The following is a 12,105-nucleotide window of genomic DNA, read 5'->3' as shown; positions in this document are numbered from 1 at the left end:
TTTTTCATCCTTCTCACGAATAATAAAGTGAGGAGGATTTTTATGTACAGTATTTCATTTCAAGAAGATTCATTATTGCCAAGAGAAAGACTGGCCAAGGAAGGAGTTGAAGCGCTCAGTAATCAAGAGTTGCTAGCTATTTTACTTAGGACAGGAACACGTCAAGCCAGCGTTTTTGAAATTGCCCAGAAAGTCTTGAGCAATCTTTCAAGCCTAACGGATTTGAAAAAAATGACCCTGCAGGAATTGCAGAGTCTGTCTGGTATCGGTCGTGTTAAGGCTATAGAGTTGCAAGCTATGATTGAATTGGGGCATCGTATTCACAAATACGAGACCCTTGAAATGGAAAGTATTCTCAGTAGTCAAAAGTTGGCCAAGAAGATGCAACAGGAATTAGGGGACAAAAAACAAGAGCACCTGGTGGCGCTCTATCTCAATACTCAAAATCAAATCATCCATCAACAGACCATTTTTATCGGTTCTGCCACTCGTAGTATCGCTGAGCCGCGAGAGATCCTTCACTATGCAATCAAGCATATGGCGACTTCTCTCATCTTGGTTCACAATCATCCTTCAGGAGCGGTAGCGCCTAGCCGAAATGATGATCATGTCACTAAACTTGTCAAAGAAGCCTGCGAACTGATGGGGATTGTCCTCTTGGACCATTTGATTGTCTCACAATCTAGTTACTTTAGTTACCGTGAAAAGACGGATTTAATCTAAAGTTCATTAACGACATAATCAAAGAGATTTTTATCCTTGGGACGATTTTCAAATAGAAATTCTGGATGCCATTGGACACCGAGAAAGGCGACATCATCCGTACTCATAACAGCTTCTATAATACCATCTTTAGGATCATGAGCCGCAATCTTTAAATTTGGTGCTAAATCCTTGATGCTCTGGTGGTGGAAGGAGTTGATATGGGAGATTTCTCCATAGATTTCTCGAAGAACAGTATTTGGTTCTGTCACCAAGCGTTGAGTTGTGTATTCGGCAGAACAATCCTGCCAGTGGTCTTCTATATCTTGGTACAAAGTTCCACCCATGGCAACGTTAAAAAGCTGAGTCCCACGACAGACAGAGAAAATCGGCTTTTGCTGTTTGATAGCTTCCTTGATGAGGGCTAGTTCGAATATATCTCTTTGAAGGTGGTAGTCATCGCTATCAATAGTTTTTGGTTCACCATAGAATTTTGGATCAACATTTTGCCCACCTGTCAAGATGAGCTTGTCAATCATACTGATATAGTGGCAGGCCATTTCTTGATCACCAATCGGTAGGATGATGGGAATCCCTCCAGCGTCTTTAACGCCTTCAACAAAGCCTTTTGCTGCGTAGCTCATCATGATGTCATCATCTGGATGAGTTTTTTCGTTTCCTGTAATCCCTATAACTGGTTTTTTCATAAAATGATTTTCGCTTTCTAATCCTCTTTTCTCATGAAATAGAGGAGGGTTTGGAGTTCACTTGTCAAATCGACATACTGAACGACCACGTCCTTTGGTAAATGCAGATGGACTGGTGAAAAACTGAGAATTCCTTTCACGCCAGCATCCACCAAGAGATTGGCAACCTCTTGTGACTTGACGCTGGGAACGGTCAGGATAGCAGTTTTGACATCAGCATCCTTGATTTTATCCTTGATTTGAGAAATTCCGTAAATGGGAATCCCATCAGGAGTTTGGCTACCGACTTCAGGATGGTCATCCAGGTCAAAGGCCATGATAATCTTCATCTTGTTACGCTCGTGGAAGCGGTAGTGGAGAAGGGCATGGCCCATATTTCCAATACCAACCAGCATGACATTGGTAATAGAGTTATCATTGAGTAAATCGGCAAAAAACGTCATCAGTTTTTTAACATCATAGCCAAAACCACGACGACCTAGTTCACCAAAATAGGAAAAATCCCGACGTACGGTCGCTGAATCAATACCGATAGCCTCTGCAATTTGCTTAGAGTTGGCACGTTCAATCTTTTCTGCATGAAATCTCTTAAAAATTCGATAGTAGAGAGAGAGTCTTTTCGCTGTAGCTTTTGGAATAGCAGACTGTTTATCTTTCACAAAATCACAACCTTTCTATTCTTCTATTTTATAGAAACATTGTGAAAAAATCAACAAAAACAAGAAAAAACTAAGAAAAATCTTAGTTTTGATGTAAAAAATCTGCATGTGATAGAAAACGGTAGAGGTCTCCGACCAGTCCTTGGTAAACTTCCTGCTCTTGAAAGGTCAAAGAAGTTACATAAAGTGTATCTGGCAGAGTCACACATCCTGATAGAGCCAGCATGAGAGCCTCGTAATCCTCATACTTGAGAGTGCGCTCTACATGATAGCTGTCCTTATAGGTCAGTTCAAACATATGGGACCTATCTTTCCGATTTTGTGAAGACACCACGTTCTACCAAGCTATCCATGAGGAAATAGAATTTTTCCTGATGAATGTGGTGGTCTTCTGATTTGAAAATATCAACCAGACGAAGGCCAAACTTGTCAGTGATATTGATTTTAGCCCCTGTAAGTTCCTTGTTAATGATGATTTTGAGTTGGAATCCTTCACCGCTGTTTGGCACTTTTTCCAAAAGGCGAGTCAGTTCATAGTTACCAACTTTTGTCTCAAAAAAGGTGTTATCTTTGAGGGTGAATTTTTTAACAGAAGGGCTAAGAGTGTAGTCGTAACGACAATTTTTTAACTGAATGGTTTTTTCAAATGCCATATGGCTAACCTCCGATAATTTCTTTTAAGTTTTTTGCGAGGGTTTGTAGGTCTTCAACGGTATTTTGTGGCGACAAACTGATACGAACGGATTCCTTCAAGCGTTCTGAATTTGCTCCGTACATAGCTTCAAGAACATGGCTGGATTGGACAATGCCTGCCGTACAGGCTGAGCCAGTAGAGATTGAAATTCCAGCTAAATCTAGACGAAGGAGTAAGAGGTCGTTTTTCTGGCCAGGAAATCCAATATTGAGGACATAAGGGAGATGATGGTCTCCTCTGTTCAAGTAATATTGAATACCCTCTAGCTCTGCCAGAAAGGCAGTTTCTAGATTTTGTACATGTTGAAAATGTTCTTCTTGCTGTTCTAGGTCCTCTTTTAGGGCTGCAATCATGCCTACGATAGCAGCTAAATTTTCAGTTCCTGCACGTTTTTTCTGTTCTTGGTCTCCGCCATGTAGATAGGAATCAAAATCCATGCTAGATGCGTAGAGAAAGCCGATTCCCTTAGGACCATGGAACTTGTGGGCAGAAGCAGTGAGAAAATCAATGCCCAATTCTTCTGGGTGTATAGGGATTTTACCAATAGCCTGAACTGCATCGACATGATAGGCGGCTGGGTGTTGCTTGAGTATTTGGCCAATTTCAGCAATGGGCAGTAGGTTTCCAGTCTCATTATTGGCAAACATGGTAGAAACCAAAATCGTATCGTCACGTAAGGCCTCTTGAATTTGCTGGGCTGTGATTTCTTGATTTTCTGGTTGAATAATGGTTGCTTCAAACCCAAAGTGTTGAACCAAGTAATCAATGGTTTCAAGGACAGCATGGTGTTCAATGGCAGTTGTGATGATATGTTTTCCTTGTTCTTGGTGACGAAGGCAGTAGCCAATGATAGCAGTATTGTTGCCTTCAGTCCCACCAGAAGTGAAAAAGATATGTTGAGGTTTTGTCCCCAGTAACTGGGCTAGTTCCTGACGGGCTTCTCGTAAGAGTTTACCAGCTTGACGACCATGACCATGAATACTAGAAGGGTTGCCGTAGGTTTCTTGCATCACCTTGGTCATAGCTGAAATAGCAACTGCTGACATAGGAGTTGTCGCAGCATTGTCCAAATAAATCAAAGAATCACCTTATTTCTTTTTGTTGTAGGCAAAGAGTGGGCTGACTGGTTTTCTTTCGTGGATACGGACGATGGCATCACCAATTAACTCACTAGCAGTGATGTAGCATACGTTTTTAGGAGTTTTTTCTTTTGTTGCTACTGAATCAGTCACAAGAATTTCTTTAATCTTAGTATTGTCAAGAAGTTCAGCAGCTCCTTCGACGAAGAGACCGTGGCTAGAAACAGCATAAATTTCTGTAGCCCCTTCACGTTCAACGATTTTAGCAGCTTCAGAGAAGGTACGTCCTGTGTTAAGAATATCATCAATCAAGATGGCTTTCTTACCTTCAACATCACCAATAATGTAACCTTCGTTACGAGTTGCATCGTCTTGAGGGTAATCGATAATGGCGATAGGAGCATCAAGATACTCAGCCAAGCTACGAGCACGTTTGACACCTGAATTTTTAGGGCTGACGACAACAACATCTGAGCCAAGGAGGCCCTTATCGCAATAGTGTTTTGCAAATAGGGGAACAGTGAAAAGATTATCCACTGGAATATCAAAGAAACCTTGAACCTGAACGGCATGCAAATCAAGAGTCAGGATACGATCAACCCCAGCCTTAACTAGCATATTAGCAACTAGTTTAGCTGTAAGTGGCTCACGTGGTGAAGCAATGCGGTCTTGACGTGCATAGCCAAAATATGGAAGGACAACGTTGATACTGTGGGCACTTGCGCGCACACAAGCGTCGACCATGATAAGCAATTCCATTAGGTGGTTGTTAACAGGGAAACTTGTTGATTGGATGATGTACACATCATAACCACGGACACTTTCTTCGATATTTACTTGGATTTCTCCGTCTGAAAATTGACGTGATGATAGTTTTCCAAGTGGGACACCAACAGCTTGGGCAATTTTCTGTGCAATCTCTTGGTTAGAGTTGAGTGCGAAAAGTTTCATGTTTTTTCTATCTGACATTATAGACCGTCCTCTGTAAACTTTATAAATCCTAGTGATATTTGCCTTACATATATGAACTGGGATTTTTGTATTTTTATCTTTTCTATTTTACCAAAAAATGGAGATTATTTCAGCTATTTTTCATACTTTTGACAAATCGAACCAATTTTGAAGGAGCTTTTTGATAGGAAATCTGATTTTTCTCTAAAAATTGTTGGAAATCCTGTTTGCCTTGCTCGTGATTTTCCACTTCAAGCTCCAATTCGTAATCCGTCATATCAAAGTATTGACTTTCATCCAGAGCCATGAGACCGATAGCTGTTTGCATTTCATAGCGAAGCGTTGTTAGACAACCAAGAACCTGCCATTCACTAGTTTGGATACCATGTTTAGCCAATTCATCAAGAACCAGCCCTTGAGGAAGTTCTTCCTTACTCAGATAGTTCTCAGCATCTTTTAGTTGCAATTTTTGGTTGTATTCCATGTTCCCAACACTTTGTGGGACTTTGAGTGTCAATTCTGCCCAGTCTTCAAAGGTTCGAATGCGCATAGCAACTTTCTTTTCTCGCAGCTCAAAATCAGGTGTGTCGATGTAGTAATTTTTTTGAAGAACAGAAGTGACACCTGTGAACTGGTCTTTTAGACGATCATACTCATCTTTTTTCAAGAGTGTTTTCAATTCAATTTCTAAATGTTTCATTTTTCTTACCTTTTCTTTATCTATGAAAGCGGATTATGGTATAAACTGCTCACAGCTTCCTAGTCCCTTGAAATCAGTGGGTTTCTAGCATGTCAACCAAAAGTGAATACGAGATTGAATACGGCATGACTTTTAGCTGGAGCGGATGAAATCCATGAGTTGATCGACGACTTCAAAACGTTGATTATCATTGATGTGGGTATACATATCAAGGGTGGTTTGAACATTGTTATGACCTAATCTGTCCGAAATGATTTTAGCTGTAACACCTGCTTCAAAGAGGAGAGAAGCGTGTGTGTGCCTGAAACCGTGAGGAGTGATTTTTTTGACATCCTTATGTTCACAAAAGAATCTTCTAAGTCTCTCTTTCACAGCTGAAGGAGAAATCCATCCTCCGAAACTATTCGTAAAGATATAATTCGAATCATGTTTGTAAGGTACGCCAGCCCGAAAATATTCTTTTATCTGCTGACGCTTCCAGATTTTTAATATATTTAGAGTTTCATCATCTAAAGTGATAACCCTCTTACTCATTTTGGTTTTAGGGCCCTGAACAGTTTGTTTTTTATTAACAACGACAGCTGTTCGAGAAATGCTTAATCGTTTATTTTCAAAGTCAACATCTGACCACATGAGCCCAAGAGCCTCACCACATCTCAAACCAGTAAAAGCTAGTAAGTGATAAAAGGTATACTCTACAGGCTTACAATCTACTCTGCAAACTTTAAGAAACTCCGTTAGCTCCTGTTTTGTATAGTGGTTCTCTTTGGCCTTTAAGGGTCTATTTTTAGGCTTGATAATCTTGTCTAAGGGATTTAACTTAATGATGTCAAGAGAAACGGCATACTTGAAAATACGGCTGATTACAGAGTAGTAATTAGCATAGAGGATATAGCGATTACTTAACTGGATAGCAACCTTTTGACAATAAGCTACACTGATCTGCTGGATTTTCATATCTGTAAAATACAAGTCAATCATAACATCAAGTTTTTTCTTAACGTTCTGATAGGTTGTTGGTTTCACAGTGCTCTTATAGCTATCAAGCCATAACTCAGCAACTTCAGCGAAAGTAGGGTTCTGAAAATCTTCATTGTTTGAAAAACCGTTCTCTTCAACATCTAAGAGAAGGTCACGTTCGGCAGCCTTTGCCTCTTTAATGGTTTTAAAACCACGTCTTGTTGTGCGTTTTTCTTTTCCAGTAGCAGGGTCTATGCCCAAATATGTTTGAAAGAGATATCTAGTCTCTCCTTTTTTTGTGATGTATTTTTTTATCATAAAAAAGTCCTTTCTTTTCGATTGCTTGCCCGCATAGTTGAAAAGGTGTAGAACTTATGATAAACTATAGTTGTATTTTTTTATCATCCTTTCCATTGCTTGCTTGATGGAAAGTTGAATCCTCACACTCAAAGTTTGGCGATGGAGAGTGTGGGGATTTTTTGTTGTCTTTTTTACTCTAGACCTGAGCTGATTTTAGAAGTCAACAAGAAAGAACCGTCGTCTTGTTTTGAAAACGAAAGAATAACGCTCTTATATTTGCTACCAGTAGAAGTATATGATACTGTCTTGCTGTCGTGGTCATTTACTGAACTAGTTGTCACATTGTTAGGTTCTCCGTGAACGCTAGCAACGTCATCGTAGTTAGTTCCACCAGCTCCATAGTTGATAATATCACCAACTTGAAGCGTATCAAACTGTTCTTTTGTCCAGTTAAATTTAGCATCTTCCTCTTTTTGAGATGATTCGATAGAAGAACTTACAGAGCTAACAGTCTCTTCAATGTTTTTACCTAGTTCTTTCAATGATTTAGCGTACATTGCTTGAGTTACTAATACAATAGCAATAGACACGACTGCTAGAACCGTCCCAATAATAGCTAGTGTTTTTGGTCTTTTTCGATTTACTGCAAAACCAATTAAACCGAAGATAAGAGCTAAAATAGCTAGAATGAATGAAAAATTATTGATGATAGGCATCCATGAGCCAAGTAGAGCAATTGCTCCAAAAATAATAGCTAAAATACCTAAAACTTTGCGTTCTTGTTTCATAATGAAACCTCTCTATCAGCTTTTAGTGTGGATCAGTTATTGCACATATTTTTATTTCTGTTTTTTACATGCCAACTATTTCCAAAATGGAAACAGTTGGCAGCTCGTCAGATAATAAAATAAGGTGTACCTCTTAGAAGTACACCAGACGATTTTATCCTTGACGAACAAGGCTTTTTTACATTCTTAGTGTATTTCTTTTTTTAATTTCTGTCAAACGTCAACTTATTTTAACGACTTATGTTTACTAGAATATGAAAAGAAAAGTAGCCGTATCAAATACGGCTACCATCACGATATGGATCTAAAATCCAAACCTAAACTTTATGGAGCTAAACTCCTGATAGCTGTATTGTAATATAATTTTCAAAAAATATCAATTTTGCACAATAGACTTCTTGGATATGGGGGACTATTGCCGAGTGCGGGGATTTTTTATATCACATTTGATAATAAAAGAGAATTTTCTAAGATATCTTTATGAGATAACAATATTATTTTATCTTTGCTATTTTCGTTAAATACCGCTAGGGTTTCTGCCACTTTATCAAATCTATGGTGTATATCGTCGACTACAGCAATATATTCAACGTTATCTTTATGGTTCTGTAAAATACGTGTATCCATTGCGAGTAATTTAGCCCTGTTGAGATCATTTCCGTTTGAAATAGTCCTTACAAGTCTTTCTTTTTTGATTGTGGGAATTGCGAAGTCAAATTGCACAGTTATCCCCTCTTTACCTGAATAAGACGGCCTTCTTGTAAAAAGAACCTCTCTCTGTACTAAGGTGTTTTCTATTTCGTCATGGAAAACATTTTTAATTGTTGTATCTCGTAAGACTATCATATCATTCACCTGCATAATAGTTTGGAGCAACCGTTGCTTTGCAAGTGGGAATTTTTCGAGGCTGGTTGTGATAAACAACTCTCCATTTTCAGCTCTCGTACCTAAATTGTTTACGATTGTATTTAGTAAGTTATTTTTGTATGTTGAACGATTTGAGAAACTAACGCCGTGACTTTTTAAATTGTTAATGGTCCATCCGTCATCTGTGAGTGTGACCCTACCATCTGATAAAAACTCAGCATATAGGATGATATGATCAAAATCATTATCTAAAAACGGTGTTCTAATTTCTACTATATTTTTCTCTAGATCATTGAACTTATACTCTTTTAATAACCAATCAAAATATATATTTTTTAGTGTATTTGAGTTATTCATCATCAGCCTCCGTCTTGATATGTGTATATTTGATGAATTCAGAAAATACGTCCACAATGTGAGTTAAATTAGGGAAGTCAGAATCTTCAAGCGGGATAGCAACTCTATCCTTTTTATCGTAGTGATTGGAGTATATATGAATGTGATTCCCCTCTACAATTGAGTCATCAGGATTCACATGTCTATTAGATGGATTAATGTCTACCCTAACTAAATGATTATGGGAATTTTTAAACCTAATATGAATGCTGTAGCGCTCAGGATTCATCCTTCCTCTGTATATGTGAAGTATATATTGAATGTCATCATCATCAATAATAGCTTCGTCTATATCTATTTTACCAAATAAAGACGAGATTGTAGTATGGATTTCATTAAAAGAAAGTTCGTTTTTGGGGTACTTCAGTTTGTTAATTAATTCTTGTACCTGCTGATCATTTAAGTCGTTGTAATTCATTTTTTCCTTACTCCCCTCTATACACCCCGATAACTGCATAGATCTTGATGTGTGTGTCTTCGGCTGGTGGGAAGTCTAGGATGATGTCTTCGTACTTGTCATTGAGTGATACGAGGCGTAAGCGTCCGTTTTCGGTATAGATCTTTTTGAAGTAAGAACGGTCTCCATATGCGATAACTGCCAAATCTCCGTTGTAGGTAGTCAGTCCCTTGTCTACTAAATAGAGGATATCTCCGTCTTGGTAGTCAGGCTGCATGGAGTCTCCGCTGACCTTAGTCGCAATATCGTGGCGTGGTGGTTGCTCGTCAACCTCTATAGTCTCTCTGTCTGTATCATCGTAACCAAATCCATAGTTAAATCCAGAAGCTGCTGCCGTCTCAGATACAACCTCAACTTGGTACAAGCTGATAACTTCCGATACTTCGTTTATCTTCGTTTCTTCTTCGTTTTGCTCTATGTACATCTCGCCGTTTGCTTTTTGTCTCTCCAGAAGCTCCTCAGAAGTCCGTAGGACGATTTTTTTATTATCTGGGGTTAATTGTACCACCTTGTTCGTTATCTGCTGTGTGAGCGAATCTGGGGACGCTGTGGGGGTGGTAACTTTAGAAAGACTAAATAGTTGTTGTGGCTCAACTTCGAGAGCAGCAGCATAAATTCTAATATCTGTTTCGTCTAATTGTCGTTTGCCGTTCTCATGATTGGATATAGTATTTTGTTTAAAACCAGTCAACTGTGACAATTCGTTTTGTGTCATTTTCTTAGATTTTCTGATTTCTTTAATAGAATTACCTAGTATATTCATAAACATTTCCTTTCTCTACCTATAATATATCACAATGAGATAAAAAAATAAATAAAAAAATCTCAAAAAGAGATAAAAAATCATTGGCTTATATCTCAAAATGAGATATAATAGTCTTGTAAGGTTGAGAAAGGCAATCTTAAGACAAGGAAAACAACAGAAAGGATGGACTAAATGAAAAAGCACAAAAAGAAAAGACTTACCAATGAAGTCAAGATCGGTTTGATAATAGCCCTCATCAATCTAATCTCTGCACTGGTAAATCTTATATCAAAACTCTTCTAGGAAGAGAGTGGAAGGGGCGAAAGCCCCAACCACTATTGTGTAATTTCATTATAGCACAAGGTAGAAAAAATGCAAAACAAAACCGCTAAATTTATCACTTGGTCTTTGATTGCCTTAACTATTCTAGTTATCATTATTACTTGGCTTATATAAGAGAGGAGAATTATTGTTGACAAATAAAGAGAAAATACGTTCTCAATTTCTTCTTCCTAAAATTCGATTAAGGGAAGAACGTAGAAAAAGAGAGCTTACTACGTTATACATGGCGGACTTGATTGGGTTAAAAAATCGTCGTCAGTATGAACTTAAAGAAAAAGGTCAGTTTCCTTTTCAGGATTATGAAATGGCAATTATTGCTAATAAATTCGGAATGAGTGAAACTGACTTATTCTTCAGTTAAAAATATCTCAAAAAGAGATAAAACAAACAAAAGTCAAAAAGGTCAAACTTTTTCAAAATCGATAGAATAATTCTATCAAAACTGTTGACAAGTACCAACAGTTTTGAAAAGACCTATTAGTAGAAAGGAAAAAGTCGATGTACGGAGCGAAAATGAGGGAGCTGAGAACGGCTCAAAAGCTGGGCTTGCGTGAGCTTGCCAAGCGAACCTTGATAGACTACACGACCTTGTCACGGATCGAGAACGACCTGAAGGCAGTGACGCTGTCGCAGGCGGTGGTCATCGCCAAGGCGCTAGGGTGTAGGGTGGAAGATATGTTGTAGGAGGAAATACTATGAACAACGCAGCGCAAAAAGTAACACGGATTGACAGAGATGCCTGGGAGATCGCTACGGAGCTGGCGAACGAGTACGGCGTATCTATTTGTCACATCATCAGTGAGAGCGTCCGCTACTGTGCAGAGAATGCCGAGTTTAAGGAGATGGACGTTGTCGTTAAACGGTTGGTAGTCGGCAGTAAGGTGCTGGAGTAGGAGGGGAAGAGATGAATGCAAATGTAAATGTATTTTATGAATTAACTTGTAAAGACTTGAACGAAGCGATTGACGCAAAAAATAAAATCATCGCCAATACACTTGACGATGAAACTGTTGAGATAAAAATTGAATTCTTACGTGATGTTTGAACTGTAAAATCGCTCGGAGATGGTTCTATCGTAGATCGCGTAATAGAGCCATGGTCGATTGTCTGATAGCTGTAGCTGGAGAATCGCTTTTATTGCTCTCGTTTACAGTGTAGAACATTGCAGATGCCAATGTAGCATCAAGTACAAACTTGTCTATATATTTGTGTTTCTTGCTATCGGAGTAAGTAATTGTCAGTGTAATTCGACCTTTATAATCTGGGTCTATTGATGATGTAAATTTTTGTCCTGGGGCAATCATATTTCCGATAAGTGAGTTGAAGCGGTGTACAGAATTCAATGGATCCAATTCGCCATCTATCTGAATATTATCTATATATGCTGGAGTTTGGCCAAAGTTTTTAAAAACAAAGGTACGTTGTTGATTTTTAACTGCATAGACATCTACATAAACATTAATATAAGGCTTTGCCATATCCTCTGTAGCTTTCTTTGTTTGCCAGAGTGAAATGGTATTAAAAACAAAACCGATAACTGCAATTATTACTGTGATATAGAGTGTCCAAATCTGGACATTATCATTGGTGATTTGTGGCATTAGATCACTTCCTTTCTGCTTTTATTATAGCAAAAAGGAGAGAAAAATAGAAAGGAGAGGAAGAGATGGCAAATAAGGAATTTAAAAATAGTTACTCAGTGAATCTACAACGTACAGAGAAGCTAAAATAGCGTGTGAGAAGCTATTTAGACAAGTC

18 protein-coding genes are annotated in these 12,105 nt (G+C 38.4%); 5 read left to right on the top strand and 13 right to left on the bottom strand.

Annotation, left to right across the window (positions count from 1 at the left end):
- The first annotated feature begins 42 nt into the window (after positions 1-42).
- Positions 43-723 (top strand): DNA repair protein RadC, encoded by a 681-nt coding sequence (gene radC, locus HT698_RS00555; RefSeq protein ID WP_054392765.1) that lies wholly within the window; start codon positions 43-45, stop codon positions 721-723.
- Here radC and HT698_RS00550 read toward each other — a convergent pair.
- The 12 genes from HT698_RS00550 to HT698_RS00495 all read right to left on the bottom strand — a co-directional run bounded on the left by HT698_RS00550 (position 720) and on the right by HT698_RS00495 (position 10,023).
- Positions 720-1,409, bottom strand: coding sequence for a gamma-glutamyl-gamma-aminobutyrate hydrolase family protein (locus HT698_RS00550; RefSeq protein WP_023935878.1), 690 nt, complete (start codon positions 1,407-1,409; stop codon positions 720-722). The genes radC and HT698_RS00550 overlap by 4 nt on opposite strands.
- Positions 1,410-1,426: 17 nt before the next feature.
- Complete coding sequence (locus HT698_RS00545) at positions 1,427-2,068, bottom strand: redox-sensing transcriptional repressor Rex (protein ID WP_000653414.1); 642 nt, start codon at positions 2,066-2,068, stop codon at positions 1,427-1,429.
- Between the two features lie 82 nt (positions 2,069-2,150).
- The gene (locus HT698_RS00540; protein WP_173218401.1) at positions 2,151-2,366 is read right to left on the bottom strand and encodes a DUF4649 family protein; all 216 of its coding nucleotides are present in this window, start codon (positions 2,364-2,366) and stop codon (positions 2,151-2,153) included.
- Positions 2,367-2,373: 7 nt separating this feature from the next.
- The gene (locus tag HT698_RS00535; RefSeq protein ID WP_000863540.1) at positions 2,374-2,721 is read right to left on the bottom strand and encodes a DUF1831 domain-containing protein; all 348 of its coding nucleotides are present in this window, start codon (positions 2,719-2,721) and stop codon (positions 2,374-2,376) included.
- Positions 2,722-2,725: 4 nt separating this feature from the next.
- Complete coding sequence (locus HT698_RS00530) at positions 2,726-3,841, bottom strand: cysteine desulfurase family protein (RefSeq protein WP_023935874.1); 1,116 nt, start codon at positions 3,839-3,841, stop codon at positions 2,726-2,728.
- 9 nt (positions 3,842-3,850) lie between these two features.
- On the bottom strand, positions 3,851-4,810 hold the full coding sequence (locus HT698_RS00525; protein WP_004254210.1) for a ribose-phosphate diphosphokinase: 960 nt from the start codon (positions 4,808-4,810) through the stop codon (positions 3,851-3,853).
- 112 nt (positions 4,811-4,922) lie between these two features.
- On the bottom strand, positions 4,923-5,492 hold the full coding sequence (locus HT698_RS00520) for a CYTH domain-containing protein (protein WP_173218403.1): 570 nt from the start codon (positions 5,490-5,492) through the stop codon (positions 4,923-4,925).
- Between the two features lie 132 nt (positions 5,493-5,624).
- Entirely contained in the window at positions 5,625-6,770 is a 1,146-nt protein-coding gene (locus HT698_RS00515) for a site-specific integrase (RefSeq protein ID WP_173218405.1), read from the bottom strand.
- Between the two features lie 173 nt (positions 6,771-6,943).
- Entirely contained in the window at positions 6,944-7,540 is a 597-nt protein-coding gene (locus tag HT698_RS00510; protein ID WP_173218407.1) for a CD20-like domain-containing protein, read from the bottom strand.
- 435 nt (positions 7,541-7,975) lie between these two features.
- The gene (locus HT698_RS00505; RefSeq protein ID WP_173218409.1) at positions 7,976-8,764 is read right to left on the bottom strand and encodes a DUF1828 domain-containing protein; all 789 of its coding nucleotides are present in this window, start codon (positions 8,762-8,764) and stop codon (positions 7,976-7,978) included.
- Positions 8,757-9,221 (bottom strand): hypothetical protein, encoded by a 465-nt coding sequence (locus HT698_RS00500; RefSeq protein ID WP_031233729.1) that lies wholly within the window; start codon positions 9,219-9,221, stop codon positions 8,757-8,759. Before HT698_RS00500 ends, HT698_RS00505 begins: the two co-directional genes overlap by 8 nt.
- Before the next feature lie 7 nt (positions 9,222-9,228).
- On the bottom strand, positions 9,229-10,023 hold the full coding sequence (locus HT698_RS00495) for a S24 family peptidase (RefSeq protein WP_173218411.1): 795 nt from the start codon (positions 10,021-10,023) through the stop codon (positions 9,229-9,231).
- A 454-nt stretch (positions 10,024-10,477) separates the two neighbouring features.
- On the opposite strand from HT698_RS00495, the gene HT698_RS00490 reads away from it, so the two are divergent.
- From HT698_RS00490 to HT698_RS00475, 4 genes are all read left to right on the top strand, one after another.
- A complete protein-coding gene (locus tag HT698_RS00490; RefSeq protein ID WP_023938094.1) occupies positions 10,478-10,708 on the top strand; it encodes a hypothetical protein in 231 nt (76 codons plus the stop codon).
- 137 nt (positions 10,709-10,845) lie between these two features.
- Positions 10,846-11,031 (top strand): helix-turn-helix transcriptional regulator, encoded by a 186-nt coding sequence (locus tag HT698_RS00485; protein WP_000274132.1) that lies wholly within the window; start codon positions 10,846-10,848, stop codon positions 11,029-11,031.
- An 11-nt stretch (positions 11,032-11,042) separates the two neighbouring features.
- On the top strand, positions 11,043-11,240 hold the full coding sequence (locus HT698_RS00480) for a hypothetical protein (RefSeq protein WP_001057655.1): 198 nt from the start codon (positions 11,043-11,045) through the stop codon (positions 11,238-11,240).
- A gap of 11 nt (positions 11,241-11,251) precedes the next feature.
- Positions 11,252-11,392: a hypothetical protein gene (locus HT698_RS00475; RefSeq protein WP_000993373.1), complete on the top strand. Its 141-nt coding sequence runs from the start codon at positions 11,252-11,254 to the stop codon at positions 11,390-11,392.
- 25 nt (positions 11,393-11,417) lie between these two features.
- On the opposite strand, the gene HT698_RS00470 is transcribed toward HT698_RS00475, so the two are convergent.
- On the bottom strand, positions 11,418-11,948 hold the full coding sequence (locus HT698_RS00470) for a hypothetical protein (protein ID WP_001135683.1): 531 nt from the start codon (positions 11,946-11,948) through the stop codon (positions 11,418-11,420).
- Positions 11,949-12,105 lie beyond the last annotated feature (157 nt).

Origin of the sequence: Streptococcus sp. 3109 (assembly GCF_013276905.1) — a bacterium.
In the GTDB taxonomy this organism is placed as follows: Bacteria; Bacillota; Bacilli; order Lactobacillales; family Streptococcaceae; genus Streptococcus.
This window is presented reverse-complemented; position numbering and strand designations above follow the sequence as displayed.